Annotated in this window: 23 protein-coding genes and 1 riboswitch; of the genes, 6 read left to right on the top strand and 17 right to left on the bottom strand. The window is 33.3% G+C overall.

What is annotated here, in order from left to right; translation table 11 throughout:
• The first annotated feature begins 24 nt into the window (after window positions 1-24).
• Window positions 25-186 carry a 50S ribosomal protein L34 gene (gene rpmH, locus ACWA1B_RS16100; protein ID WP_008464848.1) on the top strand — a complete coding sequence of 54 codons (162 nt, stop codon included), beginning with the start codon at window positions 25-27 and terminating at the stop codon, window positions 184-186.
• 145 nt (window positions 187-331) lie between these two features.
• Entirely contained in the window at window positions 332-3,187 is a 2,856-nt protein-coding gene (carB, locus tag ACWA1B_RS16095; protein WP_456908602.1) for a carbamoyl-phosphate synthase large subunit, read from the top strand.
• 71 nt (window positions 3,188-3,258) lie between these two features.
• Here carB and ACWA1B_RS16090 read toward each other — a convergent pair whose 3' ends face one another.
• The 5 genes from ACWA1B_RS16090 to ACWA1B_RS16070 form a co-directional block, all read right to left on the bottom strand.
• Window positions 3,259-3,807 carry a Riean_0653 family protein gene (locus ACWA1B_RS16090; RefSeq protein WP_456908600.1) on the bottom strand — a complete coding sequence of 183 codons (549 nt, stop codon included), beginning with the start codon at window positions 3,805-3,807 and terminating at the stop codon, window positions 3,259-3,261.
• Window positions 3,808-3,941: 134 nt separating this feature from the next.
• The gene (locus ACWA1B_RS16085) at window positions 3,942-4,478 is read right to left on the bottom strand and encodes a DUF4252 domain-containing protein (RefSeq protein ID WP_456908598.1); all 537 of its coding nucleotides are present in this window, start codon (window positions 4,476-4,478) and stop codon (window positions 3,942-3,944) included.
• A gap of 2 nt (window positions 4,479-4,480) precedes the next feature.
• A complete protein-coding gene (locus tag ACWA1B_RS16080) occupies window positions 4,481-5,008 on the bottom strand; it encodes a DUF4252 domain-containing protein (RefSeq protein ID WP_456908596.1) in 528 nt (175 codons plus the stop codon).
• 16 nt (window positions 5,009-5,024) lie between these two features.
• A complete protein-coding gene (locus tag ACWA1B_RS16075; protein ID WP_456908594.1) occupies window positions 5,025-5,483 on the bottom strand; it encodes a hypothetical protein in 459 nt (152 codons plus the stop codon).
• Window positions 5,470-5,979 carry an RNA polymerase sigma factor gene (locus tag ACWA1B_RS16070; protein ID WP_035649689.1) on the bottom strand — a complete coding sequence of 170 codons (510 nt, stop codon included), beginning with the start codon at window positions 5,977-5,979 and terminating at the stop codon, window positions 5,470-5,472. Before ACWA1B_RS16070 ends, ACWA1B_RS16075 begins: the two co-directional genes overlap by 14 nt.
• Window positions 5,980-6,142: 163 nt before the next feature.
• Between ACWA1B_RS16070 and ACWA1B_RS16065 the strand changes: the two genes are divergently transcribed.
• Window positions 6,143-7,615 carry a S41 family peptidase gene (locus ACWA1B_RS16065; RefSeq protein ID WP_456908592.1) on the top strand — a complete coding sequence of 491 codons (1,473 nt, stop codon included), beginning with the start codon at window positions 6,143-6,145 and terminating at the stop codon, window positions 7,613-7,615.
• A gap of 74 nt (window positions 7,616-7,689) precedes the next feature.
• On the opposite strand, the gene ACWA1B_RS16060 is transcribed toward ACWA1B_RS16065, so the two are convergent.
• The 8 genes from ACWA1B_RS16060 to ACWA1B_RS16025 form a co-directional block, all read right to left on the bottom strand.
• A complete protein-coding gene (locus tag ACWA1B_RS16060; protein ID WP_456908590.1) occupies window positions 7,690-8,739 on the bottom strand; it encodes an amine dehydrogenase large subunit in 1,050 nt (349 codons plus the stop codon).
• 4 nt (window positions 8,740-8,743) lie between these two features.
• Entirely contained in the window at window positions 8,744-10,597 is a 1,854-nt protein-coding gene (locus ACWA1B_RS16055; protein WP_456908588.1) for a TonB-dependent receptor plug domain-containing protein, read from the bottom strand.
• 27 nt (window positions 10,598-10,624) lie between these two features.
• Window positions 10,625-10,829: riboswitch (cobalamin riboswitch) on the bottom strand.
• Between the two features lie 67 nt (window positions 10,830-10,896).
• Window positions 10,897-11,433 carry a histidine phosphatase family protein gene (locus tag ACWA1B_RS16050; RefSeq protein ID WP_456908586.1) on the bottom strand — a complete coding sequence of 179 codons (537 nt, stop codon included), beginning with the start codon at window positions 11,431-11,433 and terminating at the stop codon, window positions 10,897-10,899.
• The gene (locus ACWA1B_RS16045; RefSeq protein ID WP_456908584.1) at window positions 11,418-12,215 is read right to left on the bottom strand and encodes an adenosylcobinamide-GDP ribazoletransferase; all 798 of its coding nucleotides are present in this window, start codon (window positions 12,213-12,215) and stop codon (window positions 11,418-11,420) included. The genes ACWA1B_RS16050 and ACWA1B_RS16045 overlap by 16 nt, the downstream gene beginning before the upstream one ends.
• Before the next feature lie 54 nt (window positions 12,216-12,269).
• The gene (gene cobT / locus ACWA1B_RS16040; protein WP_456908582.1) at window positions 12,270-13,949 is read right to left on the bottom strand and encodes a nicotinate-nucleotide--dimethylbenzimidazole phosphoribosyltransferase; all 1,680 of its coding nucleotides are present in this window, start codon (window positions 13,947-13,949) and stop codon (window positions 12,270-12,272) included.
• A 149-nt stretch (window positions 13,950-14,098) separates the two neighbouring features.
• Window positions 14,099-14,608, bottom strand: coding sequence for a bifunctional adenosylcobinamide kinase/adenosylcobinamide-phosphate guanylyltransferase (gene cobU / locus ACWA1B_RS16035; RefSeq protein WP_456908580.1), 510 nt, complete (start codon window positions 14,606-14,608; stop codon window positions 14,099-14,101).
• A 16-nt stretch (window positions 14,609-14,624) separates the two neighbouring features.
• Window positions 14,625-15,008 carry a four helix bundle protein gene (locus ACWA1B_RS16030; protein WP_456908579.1) on the bottom strand — a complete coding sequence of 128 codons (384 nt, stop codon included), beginning with the start codon at window positions 15,006-15,008 and terminating at the stop codon, window positions 14,625-14,627.
• Between the two features lie 31 nt (window positions 15,009-15,039).
• Window positions 15,040-15,402 (bottom strand): DUF5522 domain-containing protein, encoded by a 363-nt coding sequence (locus ACWA1B_RS16025; protein ID WP_456908577.1) that lies wholly within the window; start codon window positions 15,400-15,402, stop codon window positions 15,040-15,042.
• A gap of 95 nt (window positions 15,403-15,497) precedes the next feature.
• Here ACWA1B_RS16025 and ACWA1B_RS16020 point away from each other — a divergent pair, with 95 nt between their 5' ends.
• The 3 genes from ACWA1B_RS16020 to ACWA1B_RS16010 all read left to right on the top strand — a co-directional run bounded on the left by ACWA1B_RS16020 (window position 15,498) and on the right by ACWA1B_RS16010 (window position 18,532).
• On the top strand, window positions 15,498-16,640 hold the full coding sequence (locus ACWA1B_RS16020; RefSeq protein ID WP_456908575.1) for an ABC transporter substrate-binding protein: 1,143 nt from the start codon (window positions 15,498-15,500) through the stop codon (window positions 16,638-16,640).
• A 1-nt stretch (window position 16,641) separates the two neighbouring features.
• A complete protein-coding gene (locus tag ACWA1B_RS16015) occupies window positions 16,642-17,670 on the top strand; it encodes a FecCD family ABC transporter permease (RefSeq protein WP_456908573.1) in 1,029 nt (342 codons plus the stop codon).
• Window positions 17,671-17,755: 85 nt separating this feature from the next.
• Complete coding sequence (locus tag ACWA1B_RS16010; RefSeq protein WP_456908571.1) at window positions 17,756-18,532, top strand: ABC transporter ATP-binding protein; 777 nt, start codon at window positions 17,756-17,758, stop codon at window positions 18,530-18,532.
• Here the strand turns inward: ACWA1B_RS16010 and ACWA1B_RS16005 are convergent.
• The 4 genes from ACWA1B_RS16005 to ACWA1B_RS15990 all read right to left on the bottom strand — a co-directional run bounded on the left by ACWA1B_RS16005 (window position 18,529) and on the right by ACWA1B_RS15990 (window position 21,095).
• Window positions 18,529-19,269 carry a hypothetical protein gene (locus ACWA1B_RS16005; RefSeq protein ID WP_456908569.1) on the bottom strand — a complete coding sequence of 247 codons (741 nt, stop codon included), beginning with the start codon at window positions 19,267-19,269 and terminating at the stop codon, window positions 18,529-18,531. The genes ACWA1B_RS16010 and ACWA1B_RS16005 overlap by 4 nt on opposite strands.
• A 97-nt stretch (window positions 19,270-19,366) precedes the next feature.
• Window positions 19,367-19,951 carry a hypothetical protein gene (locus ACWA1B_RS16000; protein WP_456908567.1) on the bottom strand — a complete coding sequence of 195 codons (585 nt, stop codon included), beginning with the start codon at window positions 19,949-19,951 and terminating at the stop codon, window positions 19,367-19,369.
• 46 nt (window positions 19,952-19,997) lie between these two features.
• Window positions 19,998-20,456, bottom strand: a complete 459-nt coding sequence (locus tag ACWA1B_RS15995; RefSeq protein WP_456908566.1) for a tRNA (cytidine(34)-2'-O)-methyltransferase — start codon at window positions 20,454-20,456, stop codon at window positions 19,998-20,000.
• A gap of 66 nt (window positions 20,457-20,522) precedes the next feature.
• Window positions 20,523-21,095 carry a pseudouridine synthase gene (locus ACWA1B_RS15990; RefSeq protein ID WP_456908564.1) on the bottom strand — a complete coding sequence of 191 codons (573 nt, stop codon included), beginning with the start codon at window positions 21,093-21,095 and terminating at the stop codon, window positions 20,523-20,525.
• Window positions 21,096-21,407 lie beyond the last annotated feature (312 nt).

The raw sequence follows: 21,407 nt of genomic DNA, 5'->3' as shown, positions 1-21,407 counted from the left end.
TACCATTTTTAAAGATACAAAGCAATGAGCAAAAGAACATTTCAACCATCGAAAAGAAAAAGAAGAAATAAGCACGGATTTATGGACAGAATGGCTTCTGCGAATGGAAGAAAAGTTCTAGCGCGTAGAAGAGCAAAAGGAAGACATAAATTAACTGTTTCTAGCGAGCCTAGACACAAAAAATAATGTTTGTATAAACATACATAAGGCGATTACTTTTTTAGTATCGCCTTTTTTTATACCTTGTCGGTAAAAAAAATCTCAACTTTCTAGTTTTTAGTATACTAGAAAAGTTTTTAAAGTACTTATATAACTACACAATACATACAAAATGCCTAAAGACACATCAATAAAATCAGTTTTAATAATAGGTTCAGGACCTATTGTTATTGGTCAAGCTTGCGAATTCGATTATGCAGGATCTCAATCTGCACGTTCGATTCGTGAAGAAGGAATTGAGGTTATTCTGATAAACTCGAATCCAGCGACGATTATGACCGACCCATCGATGGCCGATCATATTTATTTGAAACCTTTAACAACAAAATCGATTATTGAAATTCTGAAGGAACATCCGCAAATTGATGCTGTTTTGCCAACAATGGGAGGGCAAACGGCTTTAAACTTGTGTTTGGAAGCTGAAGAAAAAGGAATCTGGCAGGATTTCGGAGTAAGATTAATCGGTGTTGATGTGAACGCGATTAATATTACAGAAGACAGAGAGCAATTTAAACAGCTTTTAGAAAAAATTAAAGTACCAACAGCGCCAGCAAAAACAGCTACTTCTTACTTAGAAGGAAAAGAAATTGCACAGGAGTTTGGTTTTCCGCTTGTAATTCGTCCTTCGTTTACACTGGGAGGAACTGGAGCAGCGGTGGTTTATAAAAAAGAAGATTTTGATGAGCTTTTAACTCGCGGACTTGAAGCTTCTCCAATTCATGAAGTTTTGATCGACAAAGCTTTGATGGGATGGAAAGAATACGAGTTAGAGCTTTTAAGAGATAAAAATGACAACGTTGTAATTATCTGTTCTATCGAAAATATGGATCCAATGGGAATCCACACTGGAGATTCGATTACAGTTGCTCCGGCAATGACATTATCGGATACAACTTTCCAAAAATTACGTGACTACGCTATCTTAATGATGAGAAGTATCGGAAATTTTGCAGGAGGATGTAATGTGCAATTCGCAGTTTCGCCAGACGAAAAAGAAGATATAGTAGCAATCGAAATCAATCCTCGTGTATCTCGTTCGTCTGCTTTGGCATCAAAAGCGACTGGTTATCCAATTGCAAAAATCGCTTCTAAATTAGCATTAGGATACAACTTAGATGAGTTGCAAAATCAAATTACAAAATCTACTTCGGCTCTTTTCGAACCAACTTTAGATTATGTAATCGTAAAAATACCACGTTGGAACTTCGATAAATTTGAAGGTTCAGATAGAACTTTAGGTCTTCAGATGAAATCTGTAGGTGAGGTTATGGGAATCGGGCGTTCTTTTCAGGAAGCGCTTCATAAAGCAACTCAATCTCTAGAAATTAAGAGAAATGGTTTAGGTGCTGACGGAAAAGGATATAAAAATTACGAACAAATTATCGAGAAACTGACTTATGCAAGCTGGGATCGTGTTTTTGTAATTTATGACGCAATCGCAATGGGAATTCCATTGAGTACAATTCATGAAATTACAAGAATCGATATGTGGTTCTTGAAACAATACGAAGAGCTTTATACTTTAGAAAAAGAAATCTCAAACTACAAAGTTTCAAATCTTCCAAAAGAATTATTGCTTGAGGCAAAACAAAAAGGTTTTGCCGACAGACAATTAGCTCACATGATGAGTTGTTTAGAAAGTGAAGTTCATACTTTACGTATGGAACAAAAAATCAACCGTGTGTTTAAATTAGTAGATACTTGTGCGGCTGAGTTTAAGGCACAAACTCCTTATTATTACTCGACTTTTGAGGCTGAAATTGAGAAAGCAAACGGAGAACGTTTTGTTGACAACGAAAGTGTTGTAACAGATAAAAAGAAAGTAATCGTTTTAGGTTCTGGACCAAACAGAATTGGACAAGGAATCGAGTTTGATTATTCTTGTGTACACGGAGTTTTAGCTGCGAAAGAATGCGGTTATGAAACGATCATGATTAACTGTAATCCTGAAACGGTTTCTACAGATTTTGATACTGCTGATAAATTATACTTCGAACCAGTTTTCTGGGAGCATATTTATGACATCATCCAACATGAAAAACCAGAAGGTGTAATCGTTCAGCTTGGAGGTCAGACAGCTCTTAAATTAGCAGATAAATTATCTAAATACGGCGTAAAAATTATCGGAACTAGTTTTGATGCACTTGACTTAGCAGAAGACAGAGGACGTTTCTCAGACTTATTGACTGAATTACATATTCCTTTCCCAAGATTCGGAATCGCTGAAACAGCAGACGAAGCTTCAAAATTGGCTGATACTTTAGATTTTCCGCTTTTAATTCGTCCTTCTTATGTATTAGGAGGTCAGGGAATGAAAATTGTAATCAACAAAAAAGAGTTGGAAGAACACGTTATCGATTTGTTGAAAGCAATTCCAGGAAATAAATTACTTTTGGATCACTACTTAGCTGGAGCAATCGAAGCTGAGGCAGATGCAATTTGTGATGCTGATGGAAATGTTTACATCATCGGAATTATGGAGCACATCGAGCCTTGTGGAGTTCACTCTGGAGATAGTAACGCAACATTGCCTCCTTTTAACTTAGGAGAATTTGTAATGCAGCAAATTAAAGATCATACACATAAAATTGCTAGAGCTTTAAAAACGGTTGGTTTAATCAACATTCAGTTTGCGATTAAAGATGATACGGTTTACATCATCGAGGCAAATCCAAGAGCTTCTAGAACGGTTCCTTTTATTGCAAAAGCTTACGGAGAGCCTTATGTGAACTACGCTACAAAAGTAATGTTAGGCCACAATAAAGTAACTGACTTTGATTTCAATCCGCAATTAAAAGGTTATGCAATCAAACAACCGGTTTTCTCTTTCAGCAAATTCCCGAACGTAAACAAAGCGTTAGGGCCAGAAATGAAGTCAACAGGAGAAAGTATCTTGTTTATTGATGATTTAAAAGACGATCAATTCTACGAATTGTATTCTAGAAGAAAAATGTATTTGAGTAAATAATCTCAGATTCTATTATAAAAGAAAAAGCTCCAATGAAGATTGGAGCTTTTTTATATAGAAATACATCAGAATTATTTCCCTGCTACATCATATCTATAATTAAAAGTACCTTCCGTTACTTTTGTTGTAATAGGATTAGTTGCGCTAATTGGTTTAGCGTCATCATCTACACAATTAAATGAAAATGTTCCAGTTACTTTTTTAGCACTTAAGTCAATTGTTGTAATTGATACTGAACCATTAACAGGATATTGACTTTTTCCTTTAGTATTGAATGAGATTTCAACTTGTGTTTTAGATGCATCAAAAGTATTTTTTGTTATAGGATAGGTTCCAACTTTTAGATCGCTTCTCTTAATGTAAAGTCTGATTTCATCTACAAAATTACTGTTTCTTCCTTGTAAAAGAATATATTGTTCTGCTGGATACATATCAAATAATGTTTTTGTAGCATAATCTGAACCAAACGGATTTTGCATTTCCCATAATGTACCATCAACTTTTGCCGTCATTGCGAATGTTGAAGTTGGTGTAGTGTCGTCTGGAGTTGAGTTGTCGCTTGAACAGCTGTTTAAAGCAATAATTAGAGAAAGAAAAAGGATGATTTTTGGTGTTTTCATTAGGTTGATTTTTGGATTAAAATCCAAAAGTAGCTAAACGATTGTAATCTATTTTACGGTAAAACGTAATGGGTATAAAAAAAGCTCCAAACAATTTCGGAGCTTTTTCTGATTATAAAAAATAAGATTGATGATTATTTAATCAATTGCTGCAAAGGCTTCAATTGTTCCATATCTATTTTTGATTTTTGAAGAACCGACATAATTGTCATAATGTTATTCGGATTCATGTTTTTTCCTAAAACGCGGACAACAGCAAAACCATTTTCTTTTCGGTTAGCAAAAACTACGAATTCTTCGATATTTTCATCTGTACCAACATAACTTATTGAAGCGCCGTCTTTGCCAGAACCCACTTTCATCAATTGCTGATATTTAGGATTTTTTAAAATGGCATTTACTTTTGTGTGTTCTGTTTCAAATTCGGCTTGATTTTTATCTGTCGCTTTAAAAGCTAAAATGTTCATCTTGTCAAATGATTTTAAAGCTTCTGCTTGCTCGGCTGATAATTTAGCTTTGTCTATATTTAAAATATTAGATGAAACATCAATTGCAATAAAGTCCTTTTTCTCATTATTTTCGACAAAATACTTTTGCAATGAAGGTTCAGAATTGCAGCTTATCAAAGTTAGCAATGCTATAAGGGCTGAGGTAAAAACACGACTTTTCATGATTATTTTTTGCCTTTAGAGGCTTTTTTTAAGTCAGTTCCACCAGGAAGCTGCATTTTATCTGTCAATACTGAAATTTCGTTTAGGTCAAAATTACCTGTTAGTGATAATAAAACAGTTTCATCATTTTTTGCACCGTCAACAAACATCAGTAATTCTTTGATTTGTGTATCGCTTGCTCCGGATTTTACCATTATTTTGACATTTTTACCGCTATCGTTTACACGCATTAATTCTTCAAGACCTGCCGTTTTGATGTATTTGTCTGCAGAAGCTTTCATATCAGCTTCGATTTTAGGATTTTTAGTTGTAAACACTTTTAGGTAATCTAATTTTTTAATCAGATTAATGTATTGCTGCGTTTCTTTATCAGAAGCATCAACTTTTACCTTGCTCATTAAATCGAACATTTTTTTGTTTACAATTACTGATGTTACATCGTCTTGACCATCAAATTTGTCAAAAGCGCCTTGCGCGTAGAATGAATGTGTGAAAAAGGTGAAAACTAGTGTTATAATAAGATTTTTCATTTTTGATTGATTTTAATTACTGTTTAAAGATTTTGTTTTTTGATTGTTCATATTCGTTAATATATTGCACACTTTCAATGCCTACATTAACATTGTTTGATAATAGTGCTAAAGCTTTTTGCGTTGCTGCGAGAGCTTCTTCTGGATTATCATAGGTTCCTAATTCTGACTGCGCTACAGCAGGAGCTGAATTTTTTTCGCTTGTAAAGAAGTAAGTCCCAATTCCGAGTAAAACAACAGCAGATGCTGCAATCGATAACCACGCCACATTTCGTTTCTTAGTTTGTAGTGGAATTTCCTGCGTTGATTTTTGTTGTTTTACCTGAGAGAAATATCCAAACATTGGCTGATATTGCTCTAAATGCTGCGCAACATTTGGAGACGAAAAATATTCTTTTAATTCTTTTTCTTCAGCAATAGTAGTTTCTCCCTGAAAGTATTTTTCTAATATATTTTCTATTCTATCTAATTCCATAACTGTGTGTGTTAACCATTGATTCTCTAATTTTTTTTCTCGCTCTTGAAAGTGCTACTCTAATAGCCGTTTCATTCATGTTGACAATTTTCGCAATTTCATCAAATTCATATTGCTCAACATCGCGAAGCTGAATTAATATTTGGAGCTGCTCTGGCAGCTGATTTATAATTTTCTCGACCCATTCCAAACTGTCAGAATCTTCTAATTTTTTATCCAATTGAGGTTCCCGGTCTGTAAAATTGTTGTGCACAATTTTGAGATTTCCGGCTCTTTTAGATTTTAATTGATCCAGACAATAATTTTTGGTCATTGTCATGGCTACTGCTTCGATATTATTATAGGAATCTAAATTGTCTTTTTTGTTCCATAATTTTACCATCACTTCCTGAGTGGCATCTTCAGCCTCTTCGGTGCTGGTTAGCAATCTTTTTGCCAGACGAAAAACTTTGTCTTTAAAAGGATTAATTAATTCTATAAACACATTCTGATTCATAAAATTTGGTTGGTTATTCGTTAGCTTATATAGTCAAGACGAGGCACTATTATTTTTGTTACAGCCATTTTTTAAAAAAAATGATGAAAAAATGAAATAAACTTGATAGAGTTAAAACTAAAGGTAGTATTTTTACGTTAATAGATTACCAAGAACATTTTTTATGAAAACAATATTAAAGAGTTTACTACTAATTTTTTTGCTTGTCTTTACTTTGCAGTCCTGTGAAGATCAGGATGATGTAGAGGCTCCGGCAACTTTACAAGTAAATGATTTTATCTGGAAAGGATTAAATGAAGTTTATTTGTGGCAGGCTGATGTGCCAAATTTAGCTGATGATAGATTTAGCAGTCAAGCAGAATTAAACTCGTACTTATCTGGATATTCAGATCCAAAAGAATTGTTTCAAGATTTATTAAATAAACCAATCAGTAAATATCCTGCTACAGCAATTGACCGTTTTAGCTGGATCGTTGATGATTATACTGTTTTGGAACAAGAACTTAACGGAATCACGAAAAATAATGGAGTAGATTTTGGACTAATGAGAGTTGCCAGTGGCTCAAATGATGTTGTGGGTTATGTACGTTATATTGTTGCAAATTCTGATGCTTCGGGGAAAGCAATAAAAAGAGGTGATTTATTTACGGCTGTAAATGGTACAAAACTAACGGTTTCTAATTATCAATCATTATTGTTAGCCCCAGACAGTTATACCTTAAATCTTGCCGATTATAATGGTTCAACTTTTGTTTTGAATGGCAAATCGGTGGCTTTGACGAAAACAGTTTTAGAAGAAAATCCAATTTTAATTAATAAGGTGATTACTTCTGGCGGTCGTAAAATTGGCTATTTAATGTATAATGGTTTTTATTCGGATTATGATGTTAAACTGAATCAGGCTTTTGGTGAATTAAAAGCACAGGGTGTTACCGATTTAGTTTTGGATTTAAGATATAACGGAGGTGGTTCTGTACGTACATCAACTCGTTTAGCGAGCATGATCACAGGGCAATTTAACGGAAAAATATTTTCGAAACAGCAATATAACTTGAAATTAATGGCTACAATGACTACAGATGATCTGGAGACTTTGAACCAAAGATTTGTCAATAATATTGACGGTACGGCTTTAAATAGTTTGAATTTATCAAAGGTTTATATTTTAACAACTTCGAGCACGGCATCGGCAAGTGAATTAGTTATTAATGGTTTAAAGCCTTATATTGATGTTGTTCAAATTGGAGAAACAACCATTGGAAAAAATGTTGGTTCATTTACCGTTTATGATTCTCCGACTTTCACGAAATCTAATGTAAATCCAAATCATAAATATGCAATGCAGCCTTTGGTTTTTAAAATTACCAACGCTCAGGATTTTGGAGATTATACTTCTGGCTTAGTGCCTACATATGTACAGTTAGAATATGTGAGCAGTTACGGAGTACTTGGAGATCCAGCGGAACCATTATTAAATTTGGCAATTTCTAAAATTACCGGAGCTACTGCTAAAAAGATTCAAACCGATAAAAGTTTTGTTTTGCCTTATATAGATGATTCGAAAAAAATCAACGGATTACGAAATGATATGTATTTGGAAACTGTTCCAAAAGGGTTTTCAAAATCGTTAAAATAAAAAAAAAGGCTTTCAGAAATGAAAGCCTTTTTTTCAAAAAAAATCCAAAAACTAATTTAAAAATAAAAGGTATATTAATTGTTGAAGTAGAAACCATTTGGTCCAACTCCTACAGTTAATTCTTTTTGTGATACACCACTTAAATTATAGATGTAAGCTTTACTGTTTGATCCGAAATCACCACCGTCAGCAATATAAATTTTATTGTTTTCAACAGCAAATCCATAAATAGAACCACCAGTTGGAAGATTCGCAGTTAAAATTGGTGTTGTAGATGCTTCTGTTGCAGAAGGGCTAATTGCGTAAACTGATTTGTTAGAAGTATAGTAAACTTTATCATTATAAATATCCAAATACCCAGCTCTGTCTAAAGATTTTGGGAAAGTGATTTTAGTAACTGATTTATCAGATAGTTTTACTTTTACAATTTCACTTCTGTTGTCTCCGTAAGGCGCTCTCAAAACATATAAAATCCCATCTTTAACTTCCATGCTGTCTCCGCTGAAACCAATTGTCACAGGAGTTTCTAATGCTTTTGTCGTAGGATTTACAACCAATACTTTGTCATTGTAAGAATCTGTAATGTATAATTTTCCGTTTTCTAATAAAATTCGGTTTGCGGTAGCTTTCAATTCAATTTTAGATTCTACTTTGTTTGTGGCCAAATCAATTACAGCAATATAATCATCAGTATCTCCAGTTGCAGGATTGCTGTAAGAATAGGTGTTAGCATTTGTTACATATGCTTTTCCATCTTTTATAACACCATATCTTGGGTTTGCCAATCCGCTGTCAACTTTTGCAATTAACTTAAATGTGTATCTGTTTACAACATTAATTACGTTAGATCCACCAGCAATGATATAAGCGTTGTCTCCATTGAAAAAGATATTTTGAAGATATACTCCTGCAAAATCACCTGCATTTGCTGTTTTATAAACGTCAGCTGTAAAATTGGCTAAATCATCACTTGCAAAAGAAACTGATCCACCGCCAGAATTTCCTTCGTTTAAGATGAAAAATCCATTATCATAAACTCTCTTTGGGGCATTATCATCGTCGTTAGAACAAGAAACAAAAAGCGATGCGCTTATTGCTAATAAAAATAATCTAGTTAATTTCATTATATTAAAATTTAAGGTTTAAGTACAAATTAAAATTTCTTCCTGGCATTGGTCTATTTTCAAGGCTTTCATAATTTTCGTTCCAAAGATTTAATACTTGAAATCCAAGTTTGAAAGAACTTAAAAATTTTAAATCATAGTCGATTCCAATATTTGAAACCATATAAGCATCAACTATTTCATTTGGATCATTATCTGCTTGCGTATAAACAAAACCATTGTAAAGGAATTGGTAGTAAGCTGAAATTCGGTTTCTTGAATAAGACACAGCGGCCGTTACTTTATTAAATGGAACAAAAAACAACTGTTTGTCAGTTTCTGTGTTCTCTGATACTGTATATGCATAAGTGGCATTAGCTCCAAAATAATTTTTGCCATATTGTTTTTTCCAGCTAATTAAAGTTTCAGCACCATAACTGTTTACTTTGTCTGTGTTTTCTGGTCTCCAGATGCCCCCGCTTCCTGGAACCCATCGTAATAAATCGGTAATTTTGATGTAGTAAAGTGTTTGCGTAAGTGAAATATTTTTGAAAGTAAAAACATTTCCTATTTCCGCCTGATACGAACTTTCGGGTTTTAAATTTGGATTTCCGCCTTCTTCCCAATACAAATCATTAAATGTTGGGATTCTGAAGTTTCGGGATAAATTCAACTTTAAATTATACAGTTTTCCAAATTGATAAGAAGAACCTAAATTGAACAAAACTGGCGATTTATAATTGTCTGTGAATTCTTTTCGAATACCAAATTCATTTTTCCAGTCTTTCGAAAAATCTTGTTTTACTAATAATGCCGCAGAACTGATTTCTCTTGTATTATCTCCAAAACCGCTTCCGTAGCCTTTAGTTCGGTTATAATCTAAAATTCCATTTACTTGAGTTGATTTGAAAAGTGTATATCCTAAATCAGCTTTTGTGATAAAACTTTCTGTTTTTCCGTAAGTATATTGATTAAAAGCGTTGTCTGGATAATATTGGTAATTTTCGAAAATATATGCTGTTTTGAAATTGGTAGTAAACTTGCCATAATTTCCGTCGTATTCCAGTAAATTTCTATTGAAGCCGTTTACATATTTACTTGGAGTTTCTGTCTCAGTTATTAAAGAAGTATTTCGATCAGTATTTGAAGTCTGAGTATATAATTTCAAACTGTTTTTTGCATCAAATTTATAACCCAAATTGGCGCTCATTGTGATAATGTAGTATTGTCCGTTTTGGTTCCAGCGTTGTTCGCCTTTCCAAGTATATCGGTTCAAATATTTATAATCGTTTGTTGAGCTGTTTTTTGAGAAACCAATTTGTGCGCTCCATTTTTCGTTCGAAATATTGGTTTTATAATTAATTCCAATTGTATTGAAACTTCCGTAATCAAGTTTTAAATTATTCTCAAAACGATTATAAAATGCCAAATCGTTATTTAAATGAACAGTTCCTCCTACGGCACCGCTTCCGTAAATGACACTTCCTCCACCAGCTTTTACGCTGATAGAATTATAATCGGAACCAGAAATAGTGTTGAAATCTGTACTTCCATTCATTTGGGAATTGATGTTGATTCCATTCCAAATCACTGCTGTTTGTGACGAAGTCGTGCCTCTAAAAGCAACCGTCGAAAGCATGCCGCGGCCGTATTCTTTAAAATAAATAGTGGAATTGAAATTTAATAGATCAGTTAATAAAGCCTCGTTTTTATTGATAACAGAATCATTGAGTTTTAAAACCGATTGCGAAGCAGAGTATTTTTTAAGATTTGAATCTGAAACCAAAACTTCTTTCAGACTGGTAATAGAATCTTTTTGCGCCCAAATAAATTGGCACAACAATAATAAAGTAAAAGCGAAATATTTTTTTAAAGTCATAATTTCTACACTCTTTTTCCCGAGAGTTCGATCTTTGTTTCAAAGGCAGGTCTCCTGGCTTGCGTCTTGTTGTATGCCTTCCCATTCGCCGTGGCGAGCAGTGGCTTTGTAGTTACAACAAGCATTCTTTTCAGAACTAAGCTTACAGTTGCGGGTACAGCTCAAGTTTTTACTTGATTCCCTTTTAATGTGTTTTCGTTATTAAAACACAACCTTAATTTTGCGCAAAGATAAAGTTAAAATTATTGAATTTTCAAATTTGTTTTACTTTTTCCGATAAATTCTGAACGAAAGCTTTGTCAAAGCTCAATTTTAATGACTTGACCAAAATCAACTTTATTTTGAAAAGCCTCTTTTAAAGGCAGGAAAGTTTGATGACATAAGATACTTCTTATAATTCCGGCATGACAAACAATAACAATTGGATGTTGTACATTTTTTGAAATTGTATTCAACAAAAAGTTGCCAACACGATCATGCAATTCAACAAAAGATTCTCCATTTGAAACCTTTATATTCACAAAATCTTCCATCCAGGGATTGAGTTGTTCGGGCGGAATTTCATTCCAGTTTTTAAGTTCCCAATCGCCAAAGTTCATTTCTTTTAAACGATCATCTTCTTGATAGGATATCGTTTTGATATTATTTTGGATGTGTTTTGCCAAAGTTACACAGCGCTTCAACGGACTCGAAAAAATCATTGCTTCAGAAGGCAACTGCGAAACAATTTCATCAAAAATAATATCAAAAGGAACCACAATATCAACATCCGATTGTCCGTAGCAAATTCCTTTTTCGCAGATTGTTTCGGTGTGGCGGACTAGATAAATTTCCATATAAAAAGAAGACTTAAATAAAAAATAACTTCGCAGACTTGCTGTGTGGCTCCAAGACAATCGCCTGTATAGCCGTCAATCCATTTTTGGAAATATCTTGCTAGAAAATATCTTGTCAAAAAAATAGGAATCAAAATCAAAATCGTTTTGATCTCAAAAGAGAAATAGGAGAGTGCCAGCAAAGGAAGTAACCCTAAGAAAAAGGATCCGAGAATTTCTTTCCAGGTATGGTTTTTTGCGATCGGTTTGCTTTTACTTGTTGCATCATCTCGTGAATATTCATGAGTAAAAATAATACTGATTGCTGCCAAACGGCTTAAAGAGTGAGCCGAGATAAATAATAAGAATAATAAAAAATAGTTATTGTCATTTTTGAAAATTAGAAGAGATTCTGAAAGCAATTTGAATTTGGCCAAAAACAATAAAACAAGTCCAATTGCTCCATAAGCACCAATTGCACTGTCTTTCATAATCATTAGGATTTTTTCCTTGGTCCAGCCGCCGCCAAAACCATCACAAACATCTGCAAAACCATCTTCATGAAATGCTCCAGTTGTTAAAATAGAAGCGATAATTGCAAAAATTACAGCGGTTTCTATAGAAAGAAATAACGAAAAAAGGTAGAAAGCAAGAAATGAAATGCTTCCGACAATCCAACCGATAAAAGGAAAATATCGTGTGGCTTTGTTTAAATAATCAGGATGATGCGTAATGTTTTTTGGACATGGAATTCGGGTGTAAAACATTAAACAGGTAAAGAAGATGTGTAGTTCTTTTTTCATTTAAGATAATTAATTAAGAAAATTTAGTTTTAAGACTAAAACTGAGACTGAATACTATTTTCTACTAACTCCGGCACTTTCAAAACTAGCCATTTCATTCAAAAAAACTTCAGCCGATTTTAAAATTGGAAAAGCAATTGCACAGCCAGTTCCTTCGCCAAGACGCAAATCTAGGTTTAAAATTGGTTTGGCATTTAAATAATCAAGTAATTTTTGATGTGCATTCTCAGCAGAGCAATGGCAAAAAACAGCATTTTGTATAATTTCAGGATTCATTTTGGTTGCAATTAAAAATGCGGTACTGCAAATAAACCCGTCAATTAGAATCAGCATTTTATTTTCAAAGGCAGTCAGCATTCCGCTTGCCATTTGTAGAATTTCAAAACCGCCAAAGAAAGCCAATTGTTCTTTTAATTCGGCTTGACCGGAATAATTTTCAATTGCTTTTTTGAGAAGATTTTGTTTCTGAATTAATTTTTCATCGACAACTCCTGTGCCTTTTCCAACACATTCCTCAATAGGAAAACCGGTCAAAAGACTCATTAAAACTGAAGCTGTTGAAGTGTTTCCAATTCCCATTTCGCCAAAACCAATGCAGTTCGAACCCGTTTTCGCGATTTCTTGAACGATTGATTTTCCTTTTTCAAAACACAATTGAAGTTCCGTTTGACTCATGGCGGGCACATGCAAGAAAGATTGTGTTCCTTTAGCAATTTTAGCGTCAATCAATTTTGCATTTGTTGGAAAATCATAATTGACTCCAGCATCGACAATTGATAATTGCATATGGTTTTGTTTGCAAAAAACATTTATTGCAGCGCCTCCGTCTAGAAAATTCCCAACCATTTGGCGGGTCACATCTTGCGGATAAGCGCTTACGCCATGATTTGCAATTCCATGATCAGCGGCAAAAACGACCATATTTGGATTTTTGATTTTCGGAGTTAAAGTTTCAAAAACCGTTGCTATTTGAAAAGCTAGTGTTTCTAAAGTTCCTAAAGCGCCAATTGGTTTTGTTTTTGAATCTATCTTTTCTTGAAGAAGTTTATCAAAATCGGTTGCAATTTTATTTTTTGATGTGAAATTAGTTGTGATTTCTGAAACAGAATTTTCGTTTACATTTTGAATTTCTGTACAAATTGGCGCTTCCGATTTTTGTTTCCAATGCAATTGTTGCAACATTGGCTGATTGTTATAATTTGTTGCCGGTTTTCCAACGCAGAAATAACCAAGCGGTTCAATATTTTCGGGTAAATGCAGAATTTTTTTGAATTGATAATAGTTTAAAATAGAAACCCAGCCCATTCCGTAGCCTTGTTCTGTAAGTGAAAGCCAAATATTCTGTGCCGCACAAACCGAACTAAATTTCACCGCTTCATTGCTGCCAACAGTTCCAATCGTAAATTGATTCAAGACCGAACGATCATAAGCAATTATAAGACCGACCGGAGCTTCTTCAATTGCTTCCAGTTTTAGGGATCTGTAAAGTTCTTTCTGTTCTGGATTATCGGTAAGTTCTTCGGCTTTTTTGTTGTACTCTAAAAACAGATTTTTAATAGCTGTTTTAACTTCAGAAGATTTTATGAGATAATATCTGGTTGCATCTGTTAATCCAACAGAAGGTGCCCAGTGACCGGCCTGCAAAGCTTTTTGAATCACTTCGTCAGGAACTTCATCGGTAGTAAAATGTCGTGTATCGCGGCGTGATTTTAAGATATCATCTAAATGGCTCATTTTAAATTCCAAGTTTTTAATTTCAAATTCCAAAATCATTATTAATATGATTGTTCTCTTTTGTAAAGGTACTTCAGTATATTGGAATTTGAATTTTAAATATTTGAATTTTATAGATGTTCGGGATTTGGAATTTAAATATTGGAATTTTAGCCCTTTATTTTAACTGGAATTCCAGAAACCATCAAGACAACTTCATCAGCATTTGAGGCTAAAAATTGATTCATCCAACCTTGTAGCTCAGTGAATTTTCTGCCAATGTGAGTATCGGCGTGGACGCCCATTCCAATTTCGTTGGTAACAATTATTAGTGTAGCATTTTCCTGATTGGCAATCGAAAGAAATTCTTTTTTTGCTTCTTCTAAAGATAAAGAAACATCATTTTTAGTATCAACAAAAAAGTTAGTCAGCCAGAGCGTGACGCAATCAATAAGTGCCACTTTTCCTGAAAAATCAATTTCGCTTAAATGTTTTTCCTTTTCAATATTAGTCCAGCGTTCGTCACGTTCTTGCTGATGACGATCAATACGATTCTGAAAATCGGAATCCCATTTTCTCGCTGTTGCAACGTATAGAGGTGAATCAGAAAGTTGTAAAGCTAAATTTTGTGCATAATGGCTTTTTCCAGAACGCTCTCCACCAGTAATTAAATAAATCATTTATAATGGTTAATTGTTAATTATTAATTTTTTGGATTTGTTTTGCTACTAATTGGTTTTTTGAAGTCTTCAAGATACTTGTTATTAATTTTAAAATTGCAATCGCATCGTGATGAATGTTATCAAATTCTTTTTCGTTAAGATAATCTGTTGCTTTTAATAACTCCAACCAGTAAACAGTTTCATTAGCTTCTTTTTGTGCTATTGCAAATTTATGAATAAAATCGCTTTTACTTTCTGCATGTTCAGCTTCCCTAATCATTGCGCCAACACTTGTTCCAGATCTTAAAAGTTGTTTAGAAAGAGTAAATTCTTTTCTGTTGTTGTTTAGATGTTGATTTAATTTGATAATACGAATTGCGAAATCAAAGCTTTTATTTTTAACGACATTGTTTTTCATAATTAACAACTAACAATTTATAATTAATAATTTAATAAGGGCAATGTCTGCAACCGTTTCCACAACATTTGCCTCTTTTGAGATGATACCAGGTTTTAAAAACCATATTGCCATTTTCCATGTAGTAATCAATACCTTCAATAAGTTTATCTGTTTTGGGCAACGATGCGGCTTTGTTTTTTAAAGCTTTTTCAGGAGTTATTGTTTCTATATAAGCATCGATTTTATCTTCGCAGGCTTCTTTGAAACAGTCTGGACACAAACAGTCACCTCCTTCTGAAAGATTAAAAATAGGTGGGTAGTCATTACACCAGCATTTGTTTTCAACTGAAATATCTCCACAGCTGAAAGAAGTTTCACAGCTTGAGCAAATTTTTGTTTTTGTGGTATTCATAATGTAAAGATACAATTTGTTGAATTTTGTAAGAATAAAAGTAAACAAAAAAATCAGAAAATGATTTACCTTTGTCCCTATCCAAAACGTTAAATATGAAATTTTATTTACCTAAGTTAGTATTTTTTCTTTCTTTTTTTCTTCTTACAAGTTGTAAAAAAAGTGAGAATATTGAAACCGTAAAATCAGAAACTGCAAAAAACAGCATCGAATTCGCTTCAGGGCTTTCTATCGTAAAACAAGAAGGATATTTTGTAGTTACAATCTCAAATCCTTGGCCTAATGCAAATAAGGATTTTAAATATGTTTTAAAAGAGAAAGATGCTAAAGTTCCGGACAGTCTTCAAACCTATACAACAATAAAAGTGCCATTAGAGTCAGTAGTGGTTACTTCGACAACAAATATTCCGTTTTTAGAAATGCTGGAAGTTGAAGATAAATTGGTTGGTTTTCCACACACCGATTATATTTCGTCTGAAAAAACAAGAGTACTTATTGATAAAGGTTCGGTAAAAAATGTTGGACAAAACGAAAAATTAAATAGTGAGCAGCTGATCGAATTATCCCCAGATTTGATTGTGACTTTTGGAGTTGACAACAATAATCCGATGTTGGATAATTTGAAAAAAAGCGGTTTGAATGTTTTGATTCAAGGCGATTGGATGGAACAATCTCCACTTGGAAAAGCCGAATGGATTAAGCTTTACGGGGCGTTATTTGGAAAAGAAGACAAAGCCAAAGAATTGTTTGATAAAATTGTTGAAAGCTACAATCAAGCCAAAAAATTAGTAACAGATAAACCGGCAACAACAAAAGTTTTATACGGTTCAATGTATGAAGATGTTTGGTATGTAGCCAAAGGGAATAGCTGGGTTGCACAATTTATGAAAGATGCAAAAGCCGATTATTTATGGAGCAATTTAAAAGGAACAGGAAGTGAAGGTTTGTCTTTTGAAAAAGTGCTGGATAAAGCAAAAGGTGCAAATGTTTGGGTGGTTTCAGGTTCTTTTAAAACTTTAGAAGAATTACAGAAAGCGAATCCGCATTATGGTGAATTTGATGCTTTTAAAAACAAAGCGGTTTATTCTTTAGAGAGTAAATTTGGAGCAACTGGCGGAACGATTTTTTATGAGTTATCGCCAAGCCGTCCGGATTTGGTTTTAAAAGATTATATCAAGATTTTCCATCCGGATTTATTGACGGGTTATGAATTTACTTTTGCATCAAAACTGAATTAAATTGGCAAACAAAAAACGAAATACCATTTTATTTGTCGTTTTGTCTTTGGGACTTTTGCTTATGTTTTTTGCGAGCATCAGTTTAGGATCTGTTACGATTCCGCTAAAGGAAGTTTTTACGAGTTTAACAGGCGGACAAGCGACAAAATCAACTTGGGAATATATTATTATCAATTATCGTTTGCCAAAAGCAATTACGGCGGTTTTAGTTGGAACAGGACTTTCAATCAGCGGACTTTTGATGCAGACTTTATTTAGAAATCCGTTAGCAGGCCCGTATGTTTTAGGATTGAGTTCAGGCGCAAGTTTGGGTGTTGCTTTTGTAATTTTAGGAGCAGGATTTTTGCCTTCTTTTTTACAGGTAATAGCATTGTCATCATACGGAATTGTTATTGCTTCTACTTTTGGAAGTACATTAGTTTTGCTTTTGGTTTTAGTAGTTTCACAGAGATTACGCGACACAATGGCAATCTTGATTGTGGGCTTGATGTTCGGGAGTTTTACATCGGCAATTGTGAGTGTCCTGACGTATTTTAGTACAGCAGAACAACTTCAAAAATTCACTTTTTGGTCAATGGGAAGTCTTGGAAATCTTTCTTGGGGAACCATCGGAATTTTGACAGTTTGCGTCGGAATTGGTTTGCTTTTAAGCGCAAGTAGTATCAAGCCTTTAAATGCATTGCTTTTGGGCGAAAATTACGCAAAAAGCATGGGGTTGAACTTTAAAAAAGCAAGGTTGGTCATCATATTTGCTACGAGTATTTTATCAGGAAGTATTACGGCTTTTGCAGGCCCCATTGCTTTTATCGGACTTGCAGTGCCGCATATTGCAAAACTGGTTTTTCAAACAAGCAATCATACAATATTGTTTTGGAGTACATTGTTTTTTGGATCTATAATAATGCTGTTTTGTGATATCGTTTCACAAATGCCAGGATTTGATGTAACGCTTCCAATAAATGCGATAACCTCTATAATTGGTGCGCCGGTTGTAATTTGGCTTTTAGTCCGAAAAAGAAATTTTCAGTAATTTGTTTAGCCACAGATTGCACAGATTAAACGGATTATTTTTAAACTTAGAAGCTTAGGATCTTAGTAACTCAGAATCTTTAAAAATGAAAAACATTTTAACTACTTCAAATTTAAATATTGGATACAAATCCAAGAAAGGAGTTACGACCATTGCTGAGCATCTAAATCTAAATTTAGCATCAGGAAAACTCATTACTTTGATTGGAGCAAACGGAATTGGAAAATCGACTTTACTCAGAACAATTACCGGAATCCAAAAACCATTGTCTGGAAATGTTTATTTGAATGAAAAAAATATTTCGGCATTCAAGCCTTTAGAATTAGCGCAGAATTTAAGTTTGGTTTTAACCGAAAAACTACCGCCAAGCAATCTTTCTGTTTTTGAATTGGTTGCGTTGGGACGTCAGCCCTATACGAATTGGATTGGAACTTTAACTCCTGAAGATGTTGTAAAAGTTAATCAAGCTTTAGCCTTAACTCAAATCACGCATTTAGCAAAAAAGAAGCATTTTGAAATAAGCGACGGACAATTGCAGAAGGTTTTAATTGCGCGCGCGCTTGCGCAGGATACGCCTTTGATTATTTTGGATGAACCAACAACCCATCTTGATTTGCTTCATAAAGTTTCGTTATTCAAATTATTGAAAAAACTGACGCAGGAAACAGAAAAATGCATTTTGTTTTCTACCCACGATATTGATCTTGCAATTCAGTTAAGTGATGAAATGATTGTCATGACGCCAGAAAATATAGTACAAGATCAGCCGTGTAATTTAATTTCGAATGGAAGTTTTGCGTCTTTATTCAAAGATGAACATATTATTTTTGATTCAGAAAAAGGAAAATTTATTGTGACCTAAAGAGTGTTTTCATTACGGACACGATACACATGAAGCATTTTTTCTAAGTCCTTAGTTTTTATGTCCAATTCTCCAATATCAATCTTTTCGTGATTAAATGCCAAATAGGTTGTGGAATTTTTCCCTCTTATTTCGGTAAAAACTCTGTCATTTAGGACGTTATTCCATTTAACAAGTTTTTCATCTTTAAGTTTTATTCCTTCGGCATTAATTATAATTTGAGGGCTTTTGTCTCTTAATTTTTTAACATTATCATAAGTTAAATAAACACCTATTCCTAAGAAAAATAATCCTAAATATTCTTTCTCATATAGAAAGTAGATACCCGATATGTTCATTACTAGAGAAAGTACTAATAAAAAAAGAATAGTAATTCTTGAATAAAAAATTAGTGTTTCTTTTGGAACTGAAATGTCATCTTTGAAAATGTCTTTTTCAAGAAATTTTTTCTCTAACTGTTTTAATTTCTGCTTTTGCTGATAATTTTTAAATTCAGTTTTTTCAAACCAGCTTCCACTTTGCCAAATTAATTTTTCTTCAACTGCTTTTCGCTGTAATTCGTGAATATTGCGTACATTTTCATATGCCCATACTTTCCAAATATTTACATAATAACTCCATACCAACCAGCCAGATATGAACCCTAATAAAAAACCTATAGGAATGATCCAACCTCCAACTATTTTTGCATCGAAAAGGTAAATTCCTCCTCCAATAATGCCAAAAGTTACAATCATAGGCAAATATTTCAATTGCCATCTGCCTTTTTTTAAAGCTTGTTCTACGGTTATGGTGTTGGTCATAATGTTTTTATGTCAAAAAAATAAAAGTTAATTATTGTTTGATTTTGATCGCTTTTAAATCATTAATTTTTTGGCTAATCATTGTGAAGATTCCAACAGCAATTAGAAAAATGGAAAATTTAATTAATAGCTCAAGAAATATATTTGTAGAATAAATGTTAGATGATATTGTCCATGAACTTGGTAAATAATCTCTATGAAAAGAAGAAGTAATGATAACTATTTTTTCAATTGAGAGAATAAAGAAAAGACTGAAAATTAATTTTAAAAGAATGTTTTTTTCGATTGCTTTAATTCTAAGAAGTTGGCTCATAGAAATCCATAGTAAAGGTTGAAGCCAAAATCCAAACCAATATTTGCCAAACATCCTGTTGATCAAATAATTTTTGTTTTCTTGGTCTATAATATTCAATTCGACTATTGTTGCAGTTAGCCAGATAATTAAATAAATAATTCCAGTAAAAGAAATAAAACGGTTTGACTGACTATTAATTTTTTGAAGAAATTGATTTTTGATGAATATTGAAAGAATTAAGTAGATAATACTCAGTAACCCATATGCAGAAAAAAAATCGATAAGTATAACTTCTAAGTTGAATAATAATTTTTCAATCATATATAACGTTCTGATTTTTTGATTAGACAGCTAAACAAATAAACGATTAAATTTTTTTTATTCCAATTTGTCTCTTAGCTTCTCCAACCACAAAAGCCACAGAATTCGCAATATTAAAACTACGAATCAATTTTGACATCGGGATTGTTAAATGATTTTCAAATAAAGCCAAAACTTCTTTGCTTAAACCAACACTTTCTTTCCCAAAAACCAGCCAATCGCCGTCTTGAAAATCAGTTTCTAAATATGATTTTTCGGCATGCGAACTCATTAAAAAAACACGAGATTTATCTGGAATTTGTTGCATCCATTCCTCTACATTTTGATATTCGGTTACATCGAGATGCACCCAATAATCCAATCCGGAACGTTTCAGGTTTTTGTCATTGATTACGAATCCAAAAGGGTGAATTAAATGAAGTCGGCTTTCTGTACCAACGCATAATCTTCCAATGTTTCCAGTATTGTTAGGTATTTCAGGTTCTACAAGAACAACGTTTAGCATTTTTTTGAGTTATGAATTATGAGTTATGAATTATGAGTTTTCAGTATTATCTAATTGCCATATTTTCTAATTATCTAATTGAAAATCGGAAACTTCAAGAACTTCTCCCGCTTTTAGGTTTTGCAAATATACATTACCAATCCGAACTCGTACTAAGCGTAATGTTGGAAAGCCAACTGCAGCAGTCATTTTTCGGACCTGACGAAATTTTCCTTCTCTGACTGTAATTGATGCCCAGGAAGTTGGACCATGACGTTCGTCCCGAATTTTTTTAGCTCGTGGCCCAAAATCCGGAATTTCGGTAACAATAGATGCTTTACAACGTTTTGTCTTGTATTTGCCACCATCAAGTCCAATTTCGACACCTTTTTGCAATTGTTCTATCGCTTCTGGAGTAATTAATCCATCAACTTGAACATAATACTCTTTGTCAACTTTTTTGCTTCGAACGAGTTCGCTCATGTTACCGTCGGTTGTCAGCAAAAGCAATCCTTCAGAATCTTCATCTAGTCTTCCAATTGCCATTGTTCCTTCGGGAAAATCGTGCAATTCGCCCAACAGCTTTTTCTTTCTTTTTAATTCATAAATGAATTGGCTCAAATAGCCGTACGGTTTAAAAAGAATGAAGTGTCTGTGCATTTTTATTTTTTTGCAAAGATAGTTTCTTTGGCAAAATTAATGGGTAAAGTTTTTAAGCTTTCATTTTTTTGAGCCATTGATACACAAACCAAATTACATTTATCCCGAAAATGACAAGCAAAACCTTATAATAGTTTTGGAAAAATTCATGAAAATAGCTTCCGACTAAAATATAGACTGAAGCCAAACATAATTTTATAAGAATAAATTCGGCATTTGACCAACAGGTTTTGATTTTGAAGAAATTCATAATAATTTGAATGTTAAGTTGCTATCATTAAAGGTAATAAATTTCGAAAAGATGGCAATTAT

The sequence above is a fragment of the Flavobacterium xizangense genome (assembly GCF_054075145.1).
This window is presented reverse-complemented; position numbering and strand designations above follow the sequence as displayed.

Excerpts from the sequence above, each read along its gene's own strand:
- rpmH (WP_008464848.1), top strand. The coding sequence starts at position 25 with ATGAGCAAAAGAACATTTCAACCATCGAAAAGAAAAAGAAGAAATAAG.
- carB (WP_456908602.1), top strand. The coding sequence starts at position 332 with ATGCCTAAAGACACATCAATAAAATCAGTTTTAATAATAGGTTCAGGA.
- ACWA1B_RS16090 (WP_456908600.1), bottom strand. The coding sequence starts at position 3,807 with ATGAAAACACCAAAAATCATCCTTTTTCTTTCTCTAATTATTGCTTTA.
- ACWA1B_RS16085 (WP_456908598.1), bottom strand. The coding sequence starts at position 4,478 with ATGAAAAGTCGTGTTTTTACCTCAGCCCTTATAGCATTGCTAACTTTG.
- ACWA1B_RS16080 (WP_456908596.1), bottom strand. The coding sequence starts at position 5,008 with ATGAAAAATCTTATTATAACACTAGTTTTCACCTTTTTCACACATTCA.
- ACWA1B_RS16075 (WP_456908594.1), bottom strand. The coding sequence starts at position 5,483 with ATGGAATTAGATAGAATAGAAAATATATTAGAAAAATACTTTCAGGGA.
- ACWA1B_RS16070 (WP_035649689.1), bottom strand. The coding sequence starts at position 5,979 with ATGAATCAGAATGTGTTTATAGAATTAATTAATCCTTTTAAAGACAAA.
- ACWA1B_RS16065 (WP_456908592.1), top strand. The coding sequence starts at position 6,143 with ATGAAAACAATATTAAAGAGTTTACTACTAATTTTTTTGCTTGTCTTT.
- ACWA1B_RS16060 (WP_456908590.1), bottom strand. The coding sequence starts at position 8,739 with ATGAAATTAACTAGATTATTTTTATTAGCAATAAGCGCATCGCTTTTT.
- ACWA1B_RS16055 (WP_456908588.1), bottom strand. The coding sequence starts at position 10,597 with ATGACTTTAAAAAAATATTTCGCTTTTACTTTATTATTGTTGTGCCAA.
- ACWA1B_RS16050 (WP_456908586.1), bottom strand. The coding sequence starts at position 11,433 with ATGGAAATTTATCTAGTCCGCCACACCGAAACAATCTGCGAAAAAGGA.
- ACWA1B_RS16045 (WP_456908584.1), bottom strand. The coding sequence starts at position 12,215 with ATGAAAAAAGAACTACACATCTTCTTTACCTGTTTAATGTTTTACACC.
- cobT (WP_456908582.1), bottom strand. The coding sequence starts at position 13,949 with ATGAGCCATTTAGATGATATCTTAAAATCACGCCGCGATACACGACAT.
- cobU (WP_456908580.1), bottom strand. The coding sequence starts at position 14,608 with ATGATTTATTTAATTACTGGTGGAGAGCGTTCTGGAAAAAGCCATTAT.
- ACWA1B_RS16030 (WP_456908579.1), bottom strand. The coding sequence starts at position 15,008 with ATGAAAAACAATGTCGTTAAAAATAAAAGCTTTGATTTCGCAATTCGT.
- ACWA1B_RS16025 (WP_456908577.1), bottom strand. The coding sequence starts at position 15,402 with ATGAATACCACAAAAACAAAAATTTGCTCAAGCTGTGAAACTTCTTTC.
- ACWA1B_RS16020 (WP_456908575.1), top strand. The coding sequence starts at position 15,498 with ATGAAATTTTATTTACCTAAGTTAGTATTTTTTCTTTCTTTTTTTCTT.
- ACWA1B_RS16010 (WP_456908571.1), top strand. The coding sequence starts at position 17,756 with ATGAAAAACATTTTAACTACTTCAAATTTAAATATTGGATACAAATCC.
- ACWA1B_RS16005 (WP_456908569.1), bottom strand. The coding sequence starts at position 19,269 with ATGATTGTAACTTTTGGCATTATTGGAGGAGGAATTTACCTTTTCGAT.
- ACWA1B_RS16000 (WP_456908567.1), bottom strand. The coding sequence starts at position 19,951 with ATGATTGAAAAATTATTATTCAACTTAGAAGTTATACTTATCGATTTT.
- ACWA1B_RS15995 (WP_456908566.1), bottom strand. The coding sequence starts at position 20,456 with ATGCTAAACGTTGTTCTTGTAGAACCTGAAATACCTAACAATACTGGA.
- ACWA1B_RS15990 (WP_456908564.1), bottom strand. The coding sequence starts at position 21,095 with ATGCACAGACACTTCATTCTTTTTAAACCGTACGGCTATTTGAGCCAA.